This is a genomic window from Qipengyuania huizhouensis, from assembly GCF_019711635.1.
In the GTDB taxonomy this organism is placed as follows: Bacteria; Pseudomonadota; Alphaproteobacteria; order Sphingomonadales; family Sphingomonadaceae; genus Qipengyuania; species Qipengyuania huizhouensis.
In genome coordinates, this window is record NZ_JAIGNT010000011.1 from 69513 (window position 1) to 90502 (window position 20990).

The 20990-nt window shown below is 60.5% G+C and carries 20 protein-coding genes and 2 tRNA genes; 19 read left to right on the forward strand and 3 right to left on the reverse strand.

Annotation, left to right across the window (positions count from 1 at the left end):
• Positions 1-108 precede the first annotated feature (108 nt).
• The 4 genes from K3180_RS10180 to K3180_RS10195 all read left to right on the forward strand — a co-directional run bounded on the left by K3180_RS10180 (position 109) and on the right by K3180_RS10195 (position 4160).
• Positions 109-789 (forward strand): hypothetical protein, encoded by a 681-nt coding sequence (locus K3180_RS10180; RefSeq protein WP_221540533.1) that lies wholly within the window; start codon positions 109-111, stop codon positions 787-789.
• Between the two features lie 49 nt (positions 790-838).
• Positions 839-3085 (forward strand): phosphoribosylformylglycinamidine synthase subunit PurL, encoded by a 2247-nt coding sequence (purL, locus tag K3180_RS10185; protein WP_221540534.1) that lies wholly within the window; start codon positions 839-841, stop codon positions 3083-3085.
• Positions 3086-3493 carry a DUF3052 family protein gene (locus K3180_RS10190; RefSeq protein ID WP_221540536.1) on the forward strand — a complete coding sequence of 136 codons (408 nt, stop codon included), beginning with the start codon at positions 3086-3088 and terminating at the stop codon, positions 3491-3493.
• Positions 3494-3563: 70 nt separating this feature from the next.
• Positions 3564-4160, forward strand: coding sequence for a nitroreductase family protein (locus tag K3180_RS10195; RefSeq protein WP_221540538.1), 597 nt, complete (start codon positions 3564-3566; stop codon positions 4158-4160).
• A gap of 4 nt (positions 4161-4164) precedes the next feature.
• Here K3180_RS10195 and K3180_RS10200 read toward each other — a convergent pair whose 3' ends face one another.
• On the reverse strand, positions 4165-4998 hold the full coding sequence (locus K3180_RS10200; RefSeq protein WP_221540540.1) for a ubiquinone biosynthesis protein COQ4: 834 nt from the start codon (positions 4996-4998) through the stop codon (positions 4165-4167).
• Positions 4999-5057: 59 nt separating this feature from the next.
• Positions 5058-5942, reverse strand: coding sequence for a phosphoserine phosphatase SerB (gene serB, locus K3180_RS10205; protein WP_221540542.1), 885 nt, complete (start codon positions 5940-5942; stop codon positions 5058-5060).
• On the opposite strand from serB, the gene miaA reads away from it, so the two are divergent.
• The 12 genes from miaA to K3180_RS10265 all read left to right on the forward strand — a co-directional run bounded on the left by miaA (position 5935) and on the right by K3180_RS10265 (position 18335).
• On the forward strand, positions 5935-6888 hold the full coding sequence (gene miaA, locus K3180_RS10210) for a tRNA (adenosine(37)-N6)-dimethylallyltransferase MiaA (protein WP_221540544.1): 954 nt from the start codon (positions 5935-5937) through the stop codon (positions 6886-6888). The two genes, serB and miaA, sit on opposite strands and share 8 nt — an antisense overlap.
• A gap of 94 nt (positions 6889-6982) precedes the next feature.
• On the forward strand, positions 6983-8731 hold the full coding sequence (gene ilvB / locus K3180_RS10215; RefSeq protein WP_221540546.1) for a biosynthetic-type acetolactate synthase large subunit: 1749 nt from the start codon (positions 6983-6985) through the stop codon (positions 8729-8731).
• Positions 8731-9027: a hypothetical protein gene (locus tag K3180_RS10220; RefSeq protein WP_221540548.1), complete on the forward strand. Its 297-nt coding sequence runs from the start codon at positions 8731-8733 to the stop codon at positions 9025-9027. The genes ilvB and K3180_RS10220 overlap by 1 nt, the downstream gene beginning before the upstream one ends.
• Positions 9027-9542 carry an acetolactate synthase small subunit gene (gene ilvN / locus K3180_RS10225; protein ID WP_221540550.1) on the forward strand — a complete coding sequence of 172 codons (516 nt, stop codon included), beginning with the start codon at positions 9027-9029 and terminating at the stop codon, positions 9540-9542. The genes K3180_RS10220 and ilvN overlap by 1 nt, the downstream gene beginning before the upstream one ends.
• Positions 9543-9639: 97 nt before the next feature.
• Positions 9640-10674 carry a ketol-acid reductoisomerase gene (gene ilvC, locus K3180_RS10230; RefSeq protein ID WP_221540590.1) on the forward strand — a complete coding sequence of 345 codons (1035 nt, stop codon included), beginning with the start codon at positions 9640-9642 and terminating at the stop codon, positions 10672-10674.
• 109 nt (positions 10675-10783) lie between these two features.
• On the forward strand, positions 10784-11428 hold the full coding sequence (locus K3180_RS10235; protein ID WP_221540552.1) for a YceI family protein: 645 nt from the start codon (positions 10784-10786) through the stop codon (positions 11426-11428).
• Between the two features lie 72 nt (positions 11429-11500).
• Entirely contained in the window at positions 11501-12109 is a 609-nt protein-coding gene (locus K3180_RS10240; RefSeq protein ID WP_221540554.1) for a DUF4329 domain-containing protein, read from the forward strand.
• Positions 12106-13254 carry an alpha-hydroxy acid oxidase gene (locus tag K3180_RS10245; protein WP_221540556.1) on the forward strand — a complete coding sequence of 383 codons (1149 nt, stop codon included), beginning with the start codon at positions 12106-12108 and terminating at the stop codon, positions 13252-13254. The genes K3180_RS10240 and K3180_RS10245 overlap by 4 nt, the downstream gene beginning before the upstream one ends.
• A gap of 180 nt (positions 13255-13434) precedes the next feature.
• Positions 13435-15114: a 2-isopropylmalate synthase gene (leuA, locus tag K3180_RS10250; protein ID WP_221540558.1), complete on the forward strand. Its 1680-nt coding sequence runs from the start codon at positions 13435-13437 to the stop codon at positions 15112-15114.
• A gap of 132 nt (positions 15115-15246) precedes the next feature.
• Positions 15247-16062 (forward strand): hypothetical protein, encoded by an 816-nt coding sequence (locus K3180_RS10255; protein ID WP_221540560.1) that lies wholly within the window; start codon positions 15247-15249, stop codon positions 16060-16062.
• 158 nt (positions 16063-16220) lie between these two features.
• A complete protein-coding gene (locus K3180_RS10260) occupies positions 16221-17282 on the forward strand; it encodes an amidohydrolase family protein (protein WP_221540561.1) in 1062 nt (353 codons plus the stop codon).
• 81 nt (positions 17283-17363) lie between these two features.
• Positions 17364-18335 (forward strand): NAD(P)H-dependent flavin oxidoreductase, encoded by a 972-nt coding sequence (locus tag K3180_RS10265; RefSeq protein WP_221540563.1) that lies wholly within the window; start codon positions 17364-17366, stop codon positions 18333-18335.
• A gap of 18 nt (positions 18336-18353) precedes the next feature.
• Here the strand turns inward: K3180_RS10265 and K3180_RS10270 are convergent, their stop codons facing one another.
• Positions 18354-18839 (reverse strand): flavodoxin family protein, encoded by a 486-nt coding sequence (locus tag K3180_RS10270; RefSeq protein WP_221540565.1) that lies wholly within the window; start codon positions 18837-18839, stop codon positions 18354-18356.
• A gap of 82 nt (positions 18840-18921) precedes the next feature.
• Between K3180_RS10270 and recJ the strand changes: the two genes are divergently transcribed.
• The 3 genes from recJ to K3180_RS10285 all read left to right on the forward strand — a co-directional run bounded on the left by recJ (position 18922) and on the right by K3180_RS10285 (position 20989).
• Positions 18922-20709: a single-stranded-DNA-specific exonuclease RecJ gene (gene recJ, locus K3180_RS10275; RefSeq protein WP_221540566.1), complete on the forward strand. Its 1788-nt coding sequence runs from the start codon at positions 18922-18924 to the stop codon at positions 20707-20709.
• Positions 20710-20792: 83 nt separating this feature from the next.
• A tRNA-Glu gene (locus K3180_RS10280) sits at positions 20793-20867 on the forward strand.
• Positions 20868-20914: 47 nt separating this feature from the next.
• Positions 20915-20989: transfer RNA gene (locus tag K3180_RS10285), tRNA-Glu, on the forward strand.
• The last annotated feature ends 1 nt before the right edge of the window (position 20990 follow it).

Genomic DNA, 20990 nt, shown 5'->3' on the forward strand with positions numbered 1-20990 from the left:
TCAAGAAGGCGCGTCGGATGGGGAGCGGATATGACGTGGATTGTTGCCTACATTGCCGCAGCAGACATCGTTACAGTCGTGGTGAGCGGGATCGACTGAGGTAACAACATGTTCATCGGTCATTTCGCCCCTGCCCTGGCCGCCCGCGCAATCACCAGCGAGGCACCAAAACTAGGTACACTGTTTATCGCGGCACAATTGCTGGACTGGGCATTCTTCATCCTTTTCCTGGGTGGGGTCGAACAGATGCGATTGGTGCCGGGGATCACGGCGATGAATCCATTCGATTTCTACGATTATCCGATTACGCACAGCCTCGTGGGCACGCTGGTTTTCGCAGCGGTGTTCGGGCTGCTCGTGGCGATGAGGATGCGCAGCTCCATCGCTGCAAGCTGGGCTGCCATCGTGGTCGCATCGCACTGGCTGCTGGACTGGATCAGCCACAGGCCGGACCTGACCCTGGCAGGAGGCGAGACAACCTTCGGCCTCGGCCTCTGGAACCATCCGCTCGCTGCCATCGGAGCCGAACTGGCGATCGTGGGCCTCGCATTCTGGGCGTACATGGCGCGCACCAAGGGGCCGATCGTGCCTCCCATAATGCTACTGGTCACCATGCTGGTATTCCAGGCTATCAACTGGTTTGGTCCGGAACCCACCGATCTCGGCGCGCCATTCATCCTGCTAGCCCTGTTTGCCTTTGCCGTGCTGACCGCAATTACCTTCTGGGTCGGATCGACCCGGTGGCACAGGAACGAGCTCGGCCTTAGGGTAGCCAGCCCGCCGATCTGAGCCGCATGGATATTGCACCAGCGCGCCCCGCACCGTAAGGGCGCGGGCCATGAGCGAAATCGAGCAGAAGATCACTGGTGACATCGTCGCCCAGCACGGACTTTCCGAAGAAGAATACGAGCGAGTCCTTCACGCTCTGGGCCGCGAGCCCAACCTGGTAGAACTGGGCATCTTCTCGGTCATGTGGAGCGAACACTGCTCTTACAAGTCAAGCCGCCTGCACCTGAAGAAACTGCCGACAGAGGCGCCGTGGGTTATCTGCGGTCCGGGCGAAAACGCGGGCGTGATTGACATCGGTGACGGTCAGGCTGCCATCTTCAAGATGGAGAGCCATAACCATCCGTCCTATATCGAGCCTTATCAAGGAGCAGCGACGGGCGTCGGCGGCATCCTCCGCGACGTCTTCACCATGGGCGCGCGTCCGGTGGCGAATGCCAATGCGCTGCGCTTCGGTCGTCCGGAACACCCGAAAATGAAGCACCTCGTACAGGGCGTCGTCGCGGGCATCGGCGGTTATGGCAACTGCGTAGGCGTGCCGACCGTTTGCGGCGAAACCAATTTCCACCCGGCCTATGACGGCAACATCCTCGTCAACGCGATGACAGTGGGCGTCGCCGATGCAGACAAGATATTCTATTCGGCCGCCACCGGTGTCGGGAACCCCATCGTCTATGTCGGCTCAAAAACAGGGCGCGACGGAATTCACGGCGCTACCATGGCCAGTGCCGATTTCGAGGAAGATGCCGACGCCAAGCGCCCCACCGTGCAGGTGGGCGATCCCTTCACCGAAAAGCTGCTCATCGAAGCCTGCCTCGAACTCATGGCGACCGATGCCATCGTCGCCATCCAGGACATGGGCGCCGCGGGCCTTACCTCCTCCAGCGTCGAAATGGCGACCAACGGCAAGGCGGGTATCCGCCTTGACATGGATAAGGTCCCCTGCCGCGAAGAAGGCATGACGCCCTACGAGATGATGCTGAGTGAAAGTCAGGAGCGGATGCTCATGGTCCTGAAGCCCGGCAAGGAAGAGATGGCTGCAGCAATCTTCGAGAAGTGGGAACTCGATTTCGCGGTGATCGGCGAAGTCACGGATACGCAGCACATGGTGCTCGAGTTCGGGGGCGAAGTGGTGTGCGACATCCCGCTCGGCCCGCTTGCGGCAGACGCACCCGAATATGATCGGCCCTATCTCTCTAAGGAAGAATACACCGCCTGGGCCGGTATCAAACCGATGACCGAACGACCGGACACGGACGATGTTGGCGGCGATCTGTTGAAGCTGCTTGCATCCCCCAACCTGTCCTCACGCAGATGGATTTCGGAGCAGTACGATAGCCAGGTCGGGGCTGACACGCTTCAGACCGGCGGCGATGCGGGCGTGGTCCGTGTGCACGGAACGAAGAAGGCGCTGGCGATCAGCACCGATTGCACCCCACGCTATGTCCACGCAGATCCCTATGAAGGGGGCAAACAGGCGATTGCCGAAGCATATCGCAATCTCTGCGCAGTGGGCGCGCGCCCGCTGGCAGTGACCAACTGCCTCAACTTCGCCAACCCGCAGCGCCCCGAGATCATGGCCCAATTCGTCCATGCTCTGGAAGGTATGGGCCGCGCCTGTCGCGTGCTCGATTTCCCGATCGTAAGCGGCAACGTCAGCCTCTATAACGAGAGCAAGGCAACGGGCGGCGGCAGCGCCATCCTGCCTACGCCAGCCATCGGCGGTGTCGGCCTGATCGACGATTACGACCACATGATGACCATGCCCTTCAAGGCCGAGGGCGAAGCTATCTATCTCATCCACGCTGAGGAATGGGCGACCGCCGATCCCGAGCGTTCGCATCTCGGTAAGTCCCTGTGGCTGTCGGAAATCCACGGCCGCGATGAAGGTCGTACCCCGCCCACCGACCTCACGGTCGAGAAGAACGCAGGCAGGATTGTGCTCCAGCTGATAGCCGATGGTCTCGTCAACGCGGTCCACGACGTGTCGGATGGCGGCCTGGCCGTTGCATTGGCCGAGATGGCCATGGCTGGCGGCATCGGTGCCGAGGTCGAGTGGAACGAAGAATACTCCAAGGCCGCATGGTGGTTCGGCGAAGACCAGGGCCGCTACGTCGTGACCGTCCCAGATACGCAGGCGCTCAACGAAGCACTCGCCAAGGGCACCGAGAACGACGAGACCGCCTCGGTCGGCTTCCGCCGTATCGGCAAGACCGGCGGCACAACACTGTTCGGCAAGTCGATTGACGAAATGCGCACCGCACATCGCAGCTTTTTCGACAATTGGATGGAAGCCTGAATGGCGGCCGGATATTCCGGCACGCCGCTGGCGAAGAAGCTTTCGCTGCGTGACGGGCAGCGCGTATGGTTCGATGGCATGCCAGAGCACGTCATCGACGAGATCGACGAATATGCGCTCGAACTGACCTTCGTGGCCGCGCCGGAAGACGCACCCGATGCCGCGCATATTTTCGTGACCGAACGCGCAGCAATGGCGGAAAAGCTGGCCGTGCTACGCGAAAGCATGGCGAAGGACGGTCAAGTATGGGTGAGCTGGCCAAAACGAGCGTCCCGGGTCGAAACCGATATTACCGAAGACGCCGTCCGCGAGATGGCGCTGCCGATGGGCCTAGTCGACACCAAGGTCTGCGCGATCGATGATATTTGGTCTGGCCTAAAGCTAGTTATCCGCAAGGACCTGCGATGAGGGACACGAAGCGCGCCACTATTCGCTCGAGCGACTAACGGATCAGGAGTCCATCGCGCGTGCCCGGGCAATGCGTGACCGGCTGAAACAGCGTCGCACCTGTCGCTATTTCTCCGACGAACCAGTCCCGCGCGAAGTGATCGAAGCTGCCATCGAGGCCGCCGGTACCGCACCGAATGGTGCAAACCACCAGCCATGGCATTTCGCTGTCGTCTCATCGCCCGACAAGAAGCGTGCGATCCGATTGGCGGCGGAAGAGGAAGAACGAAATTTCTATGCCGGGAAGGCGAGCGAGGAATGGCTTGATGCACTTGCCCCGCTAGGTACCGACGAACACAAACCCTTCCTCGAGTCCGCGCCTTGGCTGATCGTCGTCTTTGCCCAGCGTAAAGGCGGAATCGAGGAAGACGGCACCACGCAGAACTATTACGTCACCGAGAGCATCGGCATCGCATGCGGTATGCTCCTCACAACGCTGCACGAAGCCGGGGTGGCGACGCTGACCCACACCCCCTCGCCCATGGGTTTCCTACGTGAGATTTGCGACCGGCCAGAGCATGAAAAGCCGCTGATGGTAATCGTGGTCGGACATCCGGCCGAAGGTGCGACCGTCCCCGAACGCGCACTAAAAAAGAAGCCGCTGGAACAGATCGCTAGCTGGCTCTGAGAACCTACGCGGCGAGCGCCTCATCGTCTTTCTTGGGGGCAAGCAGATCGTAGGGATCGATGCCTTCTTCGCGCCAGATGCGGTGACATTCACGGTACCAGTGCGGCTCGGGAATGTTCAGTTTCTCCCTCGCTTCCTGCAGATCCATCGCCAGTAGTTCACGGATGGACATGGCAACCAGCGGCGGACAGGCAACGCCCGTTTTGTGTGCCTGGCGGCATGCCTTGAACACCGGCGCGCGGCTGTCGATCATCTTCTTGATGTTGAAAGCACCGGCGTAACCAATCAGCAGATGGCCGTGGCTTGGACTCTGACCGTGGGTGAAAAGCAGGACACATTGCTCACCCAGTTCATCGCGGCCGTATCCGGTAAGCACATGCATCAGATCGTGCGTATCGCGCGACCGGTTGGCGAACCATTCCACGAGATCGCCGTATTTCGGACGGCCAAGCTTGTCCGCTTCGGCGACAAGCCCCGCGGCTGACAGGCCTTCGCTCTCCATGAAATCGCAATATGCATGGGCGACGCTGCCTTGCGGCAAGGCTCGCAGCGCGTCGTGATCATCGAGAATGGGAGGCAGGATCGGCTCGGTCGCCCGGAGCATTTCGCCTTGCTCGCTCAAGGCCAGCTTGCGCACGCGTGGAATGAAACTCTTCGACGGCAGCGATTCGAAGATTTTGAACACATGGCTCGTCTCTTCCTTATCCTTCAACAGGTCTCGAAAATGACCATACGCCTTGGGCAGGGAATACTTCGGCTCGGGCCTCCGCGGATCACGCAGCAGTGTTCCGTCACGGGCGCACTCGATATCGGCAGGAAGAGGGGTCTGGATGTTCATTTGGCGGCTCTACTGACAATGATGTCAATATATCATTATCGGTTCCAAAAGAAAACCGACTATCCAGTCACCCATTCTTTCTGCGGGATTCCAAGCAGTTTGAGTATCACGCTCAGATCCTCGCTCACGATGCGCCCGGTCGCCGCCTCGCGTGCCTTCGGCTTGGCACGATAGGCGACGCCGTAGTCGGCTGCCGCCATCATCGGGATATCGTTGGCACCGTCACCCGTCGCGAGTACGCGCGCGCCATCGCCCAGTTTTGCGCGTTCTTCCTGCAGGGTGGCGAGCTTGGTCGAAGCATCGCTCACCGGGCCCGCGAGTTTACCGGTCAGGACGCCAGTCGAAACGGCCAGCCGGTTCCCGACTACGCGTTCGAAACCAAGTTGCTGCGCGACGCGGTCGGCAAAATGGTGGAAGCCCCCTGTCACAAGTACGGTGCGGCAGCCTTTGCTTTTAAGCGTCTCAACCAGAGTGCGGGCACCCGGAACCGGAGCGATCCGCTCGGCGAGGCAATTGTCGATGGCCCGTTCGCCGAGACCTTCCAGAAGTGCGACGCGTTCGCGCAGCGCGCTTTCGAATTCCAGTTCTCCACGCATGGCACGCTCGGTTATTTCGGAGACCTTGTTCTTGATTCCTGCGAAATCGGCCAGCTCATCGATGCACTCCTGCCCGATCATGGTCGAATCCATGTCCGAAACAAACAGGCGTGGAATCTCGATTTCGTGATCGGCAACCAGCAGGTCGACTTCACCGAAATGTTCGGTGAGAGTATCAACTATTTGCCTCGTCTCGCCATGCGGTAAGGATATCTGGAGAACGTCCCCGCAGAAATCCACCATGCCAGCCATGGCGATCGGCATACCTGCCTCATCCAGCGCCTTGCCCGCCGCATCGAGGCGGGTTTCCAGACTGTTCGCCTCTGCTATCAGCCGGGCGATGATCATTGATAAATCCCCTGATTTGCCACCGCTCGCGCTCATCGCAGGGCCGACCGCCAGCGGCAAGAGCGATTTGGCGGTGAAATTGGGACAACGGATAGAGGCACAGGGTCGGAAGGCGGTGGTGATCAATGCCGACAGTGCACAGGTTTATGCCGATCTGCGTGTACTTTCCGCCCGGCCCGGAGAAGAGGAAATGGGCGAAATCGAGCACCGGCTATTCGGTGCATGGGATGGAGCGGATGCTTGCTCGGCCGCAGACTGGGCGACAGCAGCGAAGCGCGAGATCGCCGAGCTGCATGCAGAGGGTGCGGTGCCGATCCTGTGCGGAGGCACCGGTCTCTACATGCGCACACTGCTCGAAGGCATCGCGCCTGTACCCGGGATCAAGCCGGCGATACGTGAACAGGTGCGTGCACTGTCGCAAGTCGATGCCCGCGCGGCGCTGGAGATTGAAGATCCGGAAGCCGCCGCCCGCCTCGCCTCCGCCGATGCCTCGCGGACTACGCGCGCGCTCGAGGTCATTCGTTCGACGGGCCGAACGCTCAAGGACTGGCAGGCCAGAAAGACCGGTGGGATCGGCGACGAAATAGCGCTTTACCCATTGGTGCTGCTGCCAGAACGCGAATGGCTTTACGAGCGTTGTGACAGGCGCTTTGCGATGATGTTGGAACATGGGGCAATCGAAGAGGTCGAAGCCTTGCTTGCGCGCAATCTCGACCCTGCGCTGCCGGTGATGCGGGCGATCGGTGTGCCCGAGATCGCGGGCCTGCTGCAAGGCGATCTATCGCGGGCTCAAGCCATCGTCTCTGGCCAGACTGCCACGCGCCAGTACGCCAAGAGGCAATATACCTGGTTCAGGAATCAGCCGCCGGAATCATGGTCGCGTGATGATAACAAAACTATCGATGAATACGATATTTTTGTTTCATTGTTGCGCCGGATGAGTTGACAGCAGATATTTCGTTTCTCATACGGAAGATCCAGTCGGCCCGGCGCTACGACCCCAGCGCCGGGCCGATTTGTGACTGAAAACGGAGGAATACGTGTCGGAAGAGCGCAGCGGCGCCGCCATATTGATCGAATGTCTCAAGCGGCAGGGGGTCGAATTCGTTTTCGGCTATCCCGGCGGCGCGGTGCTACCGATCTATGACGAACTCTTCGCCGACAACGATATCCGCCACATCCTCGTCCGCCACGAGGCTGGCGCAGCCCATGCGGCGGAGGGCTATGCGCGTTCAACCGGGAAGCCCGGCGTGGTTCTGGTCACCTCCGGCCCCGGAGCGACCAATGCAGTGACCGGCATTGCCGATGCCTACATGGATTCCATCCCCATGGTGGTGATCACCGGCCAGGTTCCAACCGCGCTGATCGGGACCGATGCCTTCCAGGAGGCCGACACGGTCGGCCTCACCCGCCATTGTTCCAAGCACAATTACCTTGTGAAAGACCCGGAGCGCCTGCGCGCGACTATCGAGGAAGCCTTCCGCATTGCCACGACTGGTCGCCCCGGCCCGGTGGTGGTGGACATTCCCAAGGACGTCCAGATCGCGCTCGCCTCTTGGAGCGAGCAAGACGAAGCGCCCCTGCCCTCGCATCGCTACCAGCCGCGTATGGTCGGCGCGGCGGATGAAATTGCCGAAGCGGTGGAAATGCTTGCTGCGGCGGAGCGCCCCGTTTTCTATACCGGCGGCGGCGTCATCAATGCAGGCCTGCAGGCATCCCAGACACTCCGCAAGCTTCAGCATGCGACCGGCGCTCCGGTGACCAGCACCCTTATGGGCCTCGGCGCATTCCCGGCAGACCATCCCGATTGGCTCGGCATGCTCGGAATGCACGGCACCTATGAAGCCAATATGGCGATGAACCGGGCCGATCTAATCATAGCAGTGGGCGCGCGCTTCGATGATCGTGTGACCGGCCGCCTCGATGCTTTCGCGCCGGATGCCAGGAAGATCCACATCGATATTGACCGTGCGAGCATCAACAAGATTGTCCCCGTCGACCTTGGCATAGTAGGCGATTGCAGCCACGTGCTTGAACAGTTGCTCGAGGCGTGGGGTGGCCGGAAACCGCGCAACCTAAGCGAATGGAAGGCTCGCATCCTTGGTTGGAAGGCACGCGATTGCCTTGCCTATCCGGAACGCAGCGACATGATCATGCCGCAGAAGAGCATCGAACGCCTCTTCGCGCTGACGAAGGATCGCGATCCGATCATTACTACGGAGGTCGGCCAGCACCAGATGTGGGCGGCGCAGTATTTCGGTTTCACAGGGCCTAACAAGTGGCTCACCAGCGGGGGGCTCGGCACGATGGGCTATGGCCTGCCCGCCGCAATCGGCGCGCAGCTGGGCAATCCCGACAGCCTCGTCATCGATATCGCGGGCGAGGCGAGCATCCAGATGAATATCCAGGAACTGGGCACCGCGAGCCAGTTCCGCCTGCCGGTCAAGGTATTCATCCTCAACAACGAATACATGGGCATGGTCCGCCAGTGGCAGGAACTGACCTATGAAAGTCGCTATTCGAATTCCTATTCTGATAGCCTCCCCGATTTCGTGAAGCTGGCCGAAGCCTATGACTGGAAAGGCATCCGCATCGAGGATGAAAGCCAGCTCGACGCTGGAATCGAGGCCATGCTCGCGCATGATGGGCCGGTGATGGTCGATTGCCAGGTGGCGAAGGAGGCAAATTGCTTCCCGATGATCCCCAGCGGCGCGGCACACACCGACATGCTGCTCTACGGCGATCAGGTGGGCGGCACGATGGACGACGAAGCGAAGGCACTCGTGTAATGGTTATCTCGAAAGAACTCCCTGCGGCACTCGCCGCCAAGGCCCAGCGTCGCAACTGGTATACGCGCGAGAATGCCGAACAACTGCTCGACTGGATCGAAGAGACGGGCCAGCGTTTCCTCGGCGTCGATGTTGCGCAGGAACAGGATGACGGCAGCTGGCTGCTGATCGACGAGGGCCTCGACCTCAGCCGCCAGACCGAGAATTTCGAAGCCGTGCGTCGCGGCCGTCAGTTCATCACCGAATATGACGGCAAGGGCCGTATGTTTGCGCCTGTATGGCAGGATCGCGGATAATGAAGATCGCGCAGCAAGCCAGCGAGCGGCACGTTCTCAACGTGATCGTCGATAACGAGGCAGGTATCCTTGCGAAGATATCCGGTCTCTTCACTGCACGCGGCTACAATATCGACAGCCTGACCGTGGCGGATATCTCGGAAGACCATGCAATCAGCCGTATCACCGTGGTGACACGCGGGCCGGAACCGGTGATCGACCAGATCCGCGCCCAGCTGGAACGGCTGGTGCCGGTACACAGGGTGATCGACCTCACCGAAAGCGGCGCGCATGTCGAGCGCGAGCTGGCGCTGGTGAAGGTAGCCGGTAAGGGCGAAGCGCGCGTCGAGGCGCTGCGTATTGCCGAACTGTTCCGCGCCAGTGTCGTCGACACCACCACCCAGAGCTTCGTGTTCGAGCTTACCGGTTCACCCGACAAGGTGGACAGTTTCATCGCCCTGATGCGCGAGCTCGGCCTTGTGGAGGTTGGCCGTTCGGGGATTGTGGGAATGATGCGCGGGCCGAGTGCCGAATGAAATCAACGTCATCCCAGCAAAAGCTGGGATCGCTTTCAATTAGGGTGCAACAGAACGCACCCATCCCGGCTTTCACGGGATGACGAGTGAGGTGAGTATGCAAGTCTATTACGATGCCGATTGCGACCAGCAGCTGATCAAGGACAAGAAGGTCGCCATTGTCGGTTATGGCAGCCAGGGCCATGCCCATGCCCAGAACCTGCGCGACAGCGGGGTCGGCGAAGTTGTCATCGCGCTGCGCGAAGGCTCCGCCACGGCGAAGAAAGCCGAAGGTGCGGGCTTCACCGTGAAGACCGTTGCCGAGGCAGCCGAATGGGCGGACGTCCTCATGATCCTGGCACCCGACGAGCACCAGGCCGCCATCTATGCAAACGAGATTTCGGGCAAGATGCGCCCCGGCACCGCTCTTGCCTTCGCGCACGGTCTCAATATCCATTTCGGGCTGATCGATCCGCCCGCCGATGTCGACGTCATCATGATCGCCCCAAAAGGCCCCGGCCACACGGTACGCGGCGAATACATCAAGGGCGGCGGCGTGCCCTGCCTCATCGCCGTCCATCAGGAATCGAGCCAATCGGGGGGCAACGGCTTCGCCAAACAGCTTGCCCTTTCCTACGCCAGCGCAGTCGGCGGCGGCCGTTCGGGCATCATCGAGACCGACTTCAAGGAAGAATGCGAAACCGATCTCTTCGGCGAACAAGCGGTGCTGTGCGGCGGGATAACGCATCTCATCCAGGCCGGATTCGAGACGCTAGTCGAGGCCGGATACGCGCCCGAGATGGCCTATTTCGAGTGTCTCCACGAAACCAAGCTGATCGTCGACCTGCTCTATGAAGGCGGCATCGCCAACATGCGCTATTCGATCTCGAACACCGCCGAATACGGCGATATCAAAACTGGTCCGCGCATCATCACCGACGAGACCAAGGCCGAGATGAAGCGTGTCCTGAAGGACATCCAGTCGGGTCGGTTCGTGAAGGATTTCGTGCTCGACAACCAAGCCGGTCAGCCCGAACTCAAGGCCAGCCGCAAGGCCGCTGCTGCGCATCCAATCGAACGGACTGGTGCACAGCTCCGTGCCATGATGCCATGGATCGGTGCCAACAAGCTGGTCGACAAGGACCGGAATTGACGACTGGGGATAGGAAAATCGGTCAGTTTCATCACAATTTTCGCCCCCCGTGGTAGGAAGCCCGCGGCTTAATTGCTTTCGACAGGCAGATACCAACGGGAGACTACGCGTGAACAAGTCGATATTGGCCCTTGCCCTTGCTGCCAGTGGAACGCTGGCGATCACCTCCATCTCTGCACAGGAGCAGCCGCAAATTCCCGGTGCAGTCGATGTCAGCCGTGTAGAGGCGGGGAATTATGCCCTCGATCCCGCGCATACGCTGGTAAGCTGGCAGGTCAGTCATTTCGGCTTCAACGACTATTTCGGCCTGTTCGGCGACATCGAAGGCACGATGACGCTGGACCCCGCCGACATCGAGGCCACGCAGTTCGACATCACCGTGCCGATCACCAGCGTGGCCATTCCGAGTGAAGGCCTAAAAGACCATTTGCTGCGTCCGGGGGCTGATGGCGCAGAGCCCGATTTCTTCGGCGCAAATCCCGAACCGGCGCGTTTCGTTTCGACTTCGGTCCGCCGCACCAGCGAAACGACCGCCATTGCTTCGGGACAATTGACCATGAACGGTAGCACCGGGCCGGTCACGATGCTGGTGGAATTCACCGGTGCCGGTCAAAATCCTATGAGCGAAGCGCAGACAGTCGGCTTTCATGCACGAACAACCATTGATCGCACGGATTGGGGCGTAAACTACGCCGCGCCCATGGTGGGCAGCATGGTCGATTTGGAAATCAGCGCAGCTTTCGAGCGACAGTAGCGATAGGAAAACGCAGACTGGACGACAGTTTCCAGATGTATTTCCCGGTCGACAACTGATCTATGCTCCCCCATGAATACGCCCATGGGGGAGCCATCTACGACCAGAATCCTTTACACTGTCTGCGCTCTCGCCTTCACGATTATCCTGTTCAACCAGCTTACTCGTGAGCGACCGCCCGCTTATGAGCGCGTGTCCAGCACCGACGAACTCTACCGTTACGCCCGCTCTACGCTGGCTAGCCTTCAAGAGAGATCGATCGCCAACAACCAGGAATATTGCGGCGTCATCTTCGAAGACGAACGTGGCAATCTCCAGACTTCGAAAATCTACGAAGGAGAGAGCGCCACATGCGACCTCGACTGGGGCGTCCCGCTAGGCAGCCATGTCGTCGCCAGCTTCCACACGCACGGGGGCTATGATGCCGATTTCGATTCCGAAATGCCCTCGGTCGAGGATCTGGCCAACGATATCGATGCGCGGATCGAAGGTTTCATTGCCACCCCAGGCGGACGCATCTGGCATGTCGGATGGAAGAACGAAGCGGTCACCCAGCTATGCGGCGAAGGCTGCCTGAAGCAGGATCCCCGTTATGACGATGCACAGGAAGAAAGGATTGCTCTCACATATACTTTCGATGACTTGCAAGCCCGCGAGGGTTACGTCACGAAATCGGAGTGAAGCTTTCCGACTGTCATAACATCGAAGATTTCCGCCGACTTGCAAAGGCGCGCCTGCCTTGGCCGGTGTTCGACTATATCGACGGCGCAGCGGATGACGAGATAACGAAGGCCAGAAACACGTCTGCTTTCGACGATGTTGACCTCGTGCCCGATGTACTGGCGGGTGTTGAAAACATCGACACGAGTTGCACGATCATGGGGCGCCGCAGCGAATTGCCGCTGGTCCTCAGCCCGGCCGCATTGCAACGCGCCTTCCACCGTGATGGAGAGCGGGCGGTTGCGAAGGTGGCGGAGAAATTCGGCGTCTGGTTCGGAATCTCCAGCCTTGCGACGCATTCGATCGAGGAAATCGCCGCTCTCACGGGCGCGCCGAAGCTGTTCCAGCTGTATGTTCATAAGGACAGGGGGCTCAACGCGTCGATGATTGATCGTTGCAAGGTCGCCGGATTCGATGCCCTCGTGCTTACCGTGGACACCATAGTTTCCGGCAAGCGCGAACGGTGCCTGCGATCGGGTTTTACCACACCGCCACGCCTCTCCCCCTCATCCCTATGGAGCTATGCCACCCGGCCACGCTGGACCCTGGATTATGTTCTCGGGCCGAAATTCCGCCTCCCAAACCTCGACGGATACGTCAGTGAGGGAACAGGCAAGGCGGTAAGCATCCAGGACTATTTCAACACCATGCTCGATACCGCGCTGGATTGGAACACCGCCGCGAGCATAAGGCGCGAGTGGGGCGGGACCTTCGCGCTCAAGGGCGTGATGAGCGCAGCCGACGCACGCCGCGCAGTCCAGATCGGCGCGGATGCGATATGGATTTCCAACCATGGCGGAAGGCAGCTGGATGGCAGCCGCGCACCTATCGACCAGCTTGCGGAAATCTTCGACGAAGTCGGCGGCGAGATCGAGATTATTCTCGACGGCGGCGTGCGGCGCGGTACGCATGTCCTGAAAAGCCTATGCCAGGGCGCGACGGCGGCCTCGGGCGGGCGTCTCTATCTCTATGCCCTGGCCGCAGCAGGGCAGGAAGGCGTCGAGCGGGCGCTGCAGATCCTCAGAGAGGAAATCGAGCGCGGCATGCGCCTGATGGGCGTGACCGGTGTGCAACAATTGAACCTCGACAGGCTAAGGAAAAGATGATTTCGCAAACTGCCGCTTGAACTGGCGGCAAGATTGCGCAATGCAGCATGGCATGACCCGTATCGGACTAATTCTGCGACTTATCCGCCCTTGGGCGTGAAATTGGCGTGCCATCCGGGTGCGCCGCGCACCCAAGGGCCGTCGAACCTGTAGCAGTCACCCGATACGAGTACTCCTGAAATGACCATGCTCCGCGATCCGAGCGTCAAATACTCGCCTTTCCCCCAGGTCCCGCTGACCGACCGGCAGTGGCCCACACGCACCATCACCGCCCCACCCCGTTGGCTCAGCACCGATCTTCGTGACGGCAATCAAGCAATTGTCGATCCGATGGACGCGCACAAGAAGAACCGTTTCTTCGATCTACTTGTCGAAATCGGTGTGAAGGAGATCGAGGTCGGCTTCCCCAGCGCGGGCGCGACCGAGTTCGATTTCATTTCCGGTCTCGTGCATTCAGGTCGCATACCCGAAGACGTGATAGTGCAGGTCCTTACCCAGAGCCGGGAGGACCTGATTCGTACCAGCTTCGCGAGTCTCACCGGCGCGCGTGCGGCGATCGTCCATCTCTATAACGCGGTCAGCCCCGCCTGGCGCGAAGTCGTCTTCGGTATGAGCAAGGAGCAGGTGCGCGATATCGCGGTTCACGGCGCCAAGGTCATGCGTGACGAGGCGGGCAAGCAGCCCGGTACCGACTGGCATTTTCAGTACAGCCCGGAGACCTTCTCCACCGCCGAGCTCGATTTCAGCCTCGAGGTCTGCGAAGCGGTGATGGAAGTACTCGCGCCCACACCCGAGCACCCGATCATCCTCAACCTGCCCGCTACTGTCGAGGCGGCGACACCCAATATCTACGCCGACCAGGTCGAATATTTCATCCGCAACCTGCCCAATCGCGAAAGCGCGGTCATAAGCCTGCACACGCACAACGATCGCGGGACCGGTGTGGCTGCAGCCGAACTGGCACTGATGGCCGGTGCCGACCGGGTGGAAGGGTGCCTGTTCGGAAATGGTGAACGTACCGGCAATTGCTGCCTCGTGACCATAGCGCTCAACATGTACACGCAGGGCATCGATCCGGGCCTCGACTTCTCCGACATCGACCGCGTCATCGAGACGGTCGAATATTGCAACCAGATCCCTGTCCACCAGCGCCATCCCTATGGCGGCGAGTTGGTCTACACCGCCTTCTCGGGCAGCCACCAGGACGCGATCAAGAAGGGCTTCTCTGCGCACGAGGTCCAGAACGACCCGCACTGGCGCGTGCCCTACCTCCCCATCGATCCGGCCGATCTCGGCCGCAGCTACGAGGCGGTTATTCGCGTCAACTCGCAGTCCGGCAAAGGCGGCTTCGCTTGGGTGCTCGAACAAACCCAAGGGCTCAAGCTCCCCAAAAAGATGCAGGCGGATTTCAGCCCGCACGTCCAGCATATGGCGGACGAACTAGGCCGGGAACTCGGCGCAATCGATATCTGGGAGGCATTCAAACAGGCTTATCATGTCCAGACCGACAACAAACATTTCCAGTTGGTCGATTACGAAGAGCGCCGTGCCACCGACGGGACTCGCCTGTTCAGCGGAACTATCGCGGTCGAAGGACGAGAGCAGTCCGTCGCAGGCCGCGGAAACGGCCTCATCTCATCAGTTCTTTCCACCATCGAGGAATCCTTTGGCCTCAGTCTCGAGATCGTCGACTATACCGAACACGCACTGAGCACCGGTAGGGATAGCCGCGCAGCGGCCTATCTTGAGTGCCGCACTCCGCAGGGAGCAACCATATGGGGTGTAGGGATCGACGAAGACATCGCGACCGCCAGTGTACGCGCCGTAGTCGGCGCGGCCAACTCGGCTGTCGAAAAATAGGATCCCGGCTCGGACGAATCCATTATCGAAGCGCGGTTCTGCCGGGCTCTACAACCCATATGTGTTTCCCGGTCTGAAACGGTCCGAAAAAGCTCTTTTGCGTTTCGTTGCTTTTGAGTTAACCTTGCGGGCATGGGCGAGACTGGGGGTACCGCGCACGCATATGTGGTCAAGGCAGAGGAACTGCCCGCATTGTATTATCTGGATGAAACGCACCCGCGACCTTCCCGGTTGGAATGGATCAATCGCGGCACCAACCAGAAGCTGCGCCGCACCACGATCGAGATGCTGCTGCGTACGCTGTTTGCCAAAGTCCAGACAGCCAGTGTCCAGAAACTTCATGACTCTGCCGGTTTGCGGGCCAGCTTCCGCAACGAGCGTGAACGGGATCGCTTTTCAAAGGCCTTCCAGAATGCGCGGAATGAATTGAACCGCGAACGCGAACATCTGGTCACAGCCGTCTTCGACCATTCCGATGCGGCCAATCGCGCTGTTGCGATCCTCAGCGTAGAAGGAGTGCCGGATGAATCCATTTCCATGCTCTGGCGGGCCAGCGAATATCTCGAAGAAAAGTATGAGCGCGCGACAGGATACAGTCCGGGAAGCGTAGCGGGCGCAATTACCGGTGCCGGGGTGGCCGGAGCCATGCTCGGAGTCGGTATCCTGATGATACCCGGTTTTGGGCCAGTCGCGGTAGCAGGCGCGATTGCAAGCTCTTCGATTGCGCCGGTCGCTGCGGTCAGTAGCGTCATCGGCGCGACAGGAGGAGCGATTGCCAAGATGCTGACCGACCATGATGTCGACGGGGTCGCTGCCACTCTCTACGAACGCGAAATCAAACGTGGGAAAATTTTCGTCTCGGTCAACACCCAAACCGATGGGGTCGACAAGGCACAGGTCCGTCGCTTGCTGATCTCACAGGGCGGACATGCGCCGGAAAGCGGATAACCCGTCGTCGTCCTCCGACCGAAAATTTTAAGTCCCTGGGTGGACAGGTCAAAGGCGATACAAGAAGCAACTCCAGGTCCTCCCGCATTATCAGTGGATTTTTTCACGGTGACATGTTCCAAAGACCCCAGATTACCTAGGTCTAAGGGGGCTCAGCCATGAGCGAAGAAATCATCGATCCCGATCTTCCTATCATAGATCCGCATCATCACCTTTGGGACCTGCGCCCTCTGCTTCCTGCCTTCCCAGAGCCGCGCCACCCCTTTCTCGAAGCTATCGCAGGGGCGGCCTATTACACTTTCGACGAATTGCAGCAGGACACACGTGGCGGGTTGGGCGGCGGCCATAATATCGTCGGCACCGTCTTCATGGAATGCGGTGCGTTCTATGATCCCAGCCGGGGCGAAGCGCTAAAGAGTGTCGGCGAAGTAGAGTTCGTGGGCGGCGTCGCGGCGCAGGGCGCTAGTGGGCTATATGGCGACTATCGCCCCTGCGCAGGCATCGTCGGACATGCGGACCTCACACTCGGCGATGCAGTAAAGCCGGTGATCGAAGCACTACAGGCGGCTGGCAATGGCCGCTTCCGGGGCATCCGCCATGCCGCCGCCTGGGATGCCGATCCGGACGTCCTGGGGCCTCCTTTCCATGCTCCCGAAGGACTTTACACTTCCGACGCCTTCCGTGCAGGCTTCGCTGCCTATGCCGAATACGGCCTGACCTTCGATGCCTGGCTGCTCGAACCGCAATTGGGCGATGTGATCCACCTCGCGAAGGCATTTCCGGAGCAGACGATCATTCTAGACCATTGCGGCACCCCGCTCGGGATCGCCAGTTACAAGGGCAAGCTGCACGAGAACTTCGACAGGTGGCGGCGCTCGATCCATACTCTGGCAGAGTGCCCCAATGTCTCGGTCAAGCTCGGCGGCCTAGCCATGGCATTCTGCGGTTTGCCCGAGGATGGCCCGATGAGTGGACACGGGGCCGAACACCTCGCCGCGCTGTGGCGGCCCTATATCGAGACCTGCATCGAAGCTTTCGGCGCGGATCGCGCCATGTTCGAATCGAACTATCCTGTGGACCGCTGGGGCGCGAGCTACGATGTCCTGTGGAACGCCTTCAAGCGGCTGGCCCGCAGCCATTCGGCTGCCGAGAAGCGCGCACTGTTTTCCGGAACGGCAGCGCGGATTTACGGGATTGAGCACGTTCTGCCCAACGCTTGACGTTTACGTAACGTCACTCTCGACAAGCCCCGCCGGGCGCCATACGCCCTGCCTCGACATTACTTGAGGAGCCGCTACACCATGACTCTGCCCGCCCCCTTCGATAAGCTGCGCATCCCCGTGATCGGCTCGCCGCTGTTCATCGTTTCTGGGCCGGAACTGGTCATCGCCCAGTGCAAGGCGGGAATTGTCGGCAGCTTCCCGGCGTTGAATGCGCGCCCGCAGAGCGAGCTCGACGAATGGCTCCACCGGATTACCGAAGAACTGGCCACGCATAACCGCGACCATCCGGACTGCCCGGCTGCGCCTTTCGCGGTCAACCAGATCGTCCACCGCTCGAACGACCGGATTGAGGCCGACATGGCGACCTGCGCCAAATGGCAGGTCCCGCTGGTCATCACCTCCCTCGGCGCACGGGAGGAGATATTCAACGCCGTGCGCGGCTGGGGCGGCATCACCATGCACGACGTGATTAACAACCGCTTTGCGCGCAAGGCCATCGAAAAGGGTGCAGATGGTCTTATCCCGGTTGCGGCTGGCGCTGGCGGACACGCTGGGACGCTGAGTCCCTTCGCCCTGATGCAGGAAATCCGCGAATGGTTCGATGGTATGGTGGCACTATCCGGCTCGATCGCGCACGGGCGCTCCATCCTTGCAGCGCAGGCGCTGGGGGCGGACTTCGCGTATATAGGCTCGCCCTGGATTGCGACCGATGAAGCCAATGCGGTCGATGGCTACAAACAGGGCATCGTGGAAGGCAGCGCGGACGGGATCGTCTATTCGAACCTGTTTACAGGAGTTCATGGCAACTACCTGCGCTCGAGCATCGAGAATGCAGGACTTGACCCGGAAAACCTACCGACCAGCGATCCCAGCAAGATGAACTTCGGCAGCGGCGGCAATACCAAAGCCAAGGCTTGGAAGGATATCTGGGGTTCGGGACAGGGCATCGGCACGGTCAAGAAGGTCGGTCCGGTCGAAGATATGGTGGCCCGCTTCGAGAGCGAATATGTCGCCGCCAAGAAGGCGCTTGCGGATAGGACTGCGTGCTAGAGGTTTTCCGAAAGCTCGTCACAAGATACCCTCGGCAATGCCTTCGCCGAGACCGCGCCCAAGGTCGCGAGCTTGCGAAAGATGTTTGGCGTCAATGGTTTTCGGCGCGATGATTTCTTCTTTGGTTTGCGCGTGCGTACCGACGATCATCTGCTCTGCGACGCGCCTGAGCCTCCATCCCTTGGCAATCCGGTCGATCTGTTTTTGCGCCCCCTCGCCATCGGAGCCCGCGGCGATCATCGTCGCGTAGGGCCGTCCTTCGATCTGGCCGAGCACCGGATAATAACAGCGATCGAACATTTCCTTCATCTCGCCGCTCATGCTGGCGAGGTTCTCGGGGCAGGCAAAGAGATATCCGGAAGCTTCGAGCAAATGGTCCGGCCCAACATCCTTTGCCCGCATGAGCCGCGCGTGGGAGCCGCCACCGTCGAAAGCAGCTTGGGCCAGAGCCTCGCAGCTCCCGGTCCGGCTGTGCCAGACGATCAGCAGATACCTGTCGTTCATACCTTAGGCCTCGTCCTCAAGCTGTCGATTGTCAACGTGGGTGCGCTTGCTGCGCGCAGGGCTCTCAAGGTAGGAGGCAAGCATGGCTTCCACTGCCCTTCCCCAGGTTTTCGGCGTTTCGCGATCCCTCACCGGTCGAGCTTGGCGCTGGCGCGGAGGAAATATGGATCTTGGCCAAGGCTATCTGGCCGATGGCGAAGCAATCGTTCGTCAAATCCTGCTCGCGCGCGGGGTAGCGGCGGAGGACTTGCAACGGCATCTTTCGCCGACGCTTAGGGATTTTCTGCCCGATCCGTCCGAATTCAACGACATGGACATCGCAGCGGATCGTATCGCCCAAGCTGTACTGAGCGGCGAGCGGATCACGATCTACGGCGACTACGATGTCGACGGTGCCACCAGTTCCGCCCTGCTGATCCGCCTGTTGCGCGATCTGGGCGTGGAAGCGGGCTACTACATTCCCGACCGCCTGCTCGAAGGATATGGTCCTTCGGGCGAAGCGCTGGTCAAGCTCGCCGAAGCCGGTTCGAGCCTGATCGTTACGGTCGACTGCGGGGCGATGGCGCATGAAGCTCTGGCCATGGCGAGCGATGCTGGCGTCGATGTGATCGTGGTCGATCATCACAAATGTTCTCCCGATCTGCCGCGCGCAGCCGCGCTGGTGAATCCTAACCGCCTGGACGAGAACGACCTTGCGGCGGCGCACGGCCATCTGGCGGCGGTCGGCGTGGCCTTCCTACTGGCGATTGCGCTGGTGCGTACACTTCGCGCCCAAGGCTTTTTCGAGGATCGCAAGGAACCAGATCTGTTCGCCCTGCTCGATGTCGTCGCGCTGGGCACAGTGGCCGATGTCGCGGCGCTTCATGGCCTGAATCGGGCGTTCGTGGCGCAGGGGTTGAAGGTTATGGCACGGCGCGACAATATCGGCATGTCCGCACTGATCGACGCGAGCCGGCTGAAACGCGCGCCGGTCTGTTCCGATCTCGGATTCGCGCTCGGTCCACGCATCAATGCGGGCGGCCGTGTGGGAGAATCCACGCTGGGCGTACGCTTGCTGACTGCAATGGACCCGGAGGAAGCGCGAAGCATCGCCGCACAGCTTTCGGCCCTCAATGACGAACGACGCGCGATCGAGGCCGAAGTGCAACAGGCAGCGGAGGAACAACTCGCCGGCCAGCATAATCGTGCCGTGCACGTGCTGGCCGCACGCGGATGGCATCCGGGCGTCATCGGGATCGTCGCCGGACGGATCAAGGAAAAGACCGGCAAACCTTCGCTGGTTATCGCGCTCGACAAAGAAAATGGTGAAGGCAAGGGATCGGGGCGTTCGATTTCCGGGGTGGATCTGGGTGCGGCCATTATCAGGGCGCGCGAAGAAGGTCTGCTTGTCAAGGGCGGCGGCCACGCCATGGCAGCAGGACTGACTGTTCTGGAAGACAAGCTCGATGCCTTTGCCGACTGGCTCGACGACCATCTAGCAGGCGCAGTGTCCCGTGCGGGCGAGAATAGCGAAATGCTGCTCGACCTCGCTGTAGCCCCAGGCGGACTCACCCCTGAACTGGTCGAGGCGCTGGACGGCGGCGGCCCCTATGGCGTGGGCTGGCCGGGGCCGCGCGTGGCTGTCGGCCCGGTGCGGCTGGTAAAATGCGACATCGTCGGGACGGACCACGTCCGCCTGATCGCCAGCGGTGACGACGGCAAGAGCTTCAAGGGCATCGCCTTTCGCTCAGCGGAGAGCGATATGGGTCAGGCTCTGCTCCATGCCTCGCGCGGGCGGAGGCTATGGCTGGCGGGCCGCGTAAAGATCGACGACTGGGGCAGCCGTCCCCAGGCGGAACTGCATTTGGAAGATGCTGCGTTCGCCGATTGATTGCAAATCGCCCGATTGAGGGTTGACGGTTTTTTCCCTCCCGCCTAAGTGCGCCGCCACGCCACCGACCCGGTAACGGGACTGGCCCCTTCGTCTAGCGGTTAGGACGCGGCCCTTTCACGGCTGAAACACGGGTTCGATTCCCGTAGGGGTCACCATCGGTGGCGTTATTGCATCTGCAATCTGCATAAAGTGCCGCGCATGTGGCCCCTTCGTCTAGCGGTTAGGACGCGGCCCTTTCACGGCTGAAACACGGGTTCGATTCCCGTAGGGGTCACCAT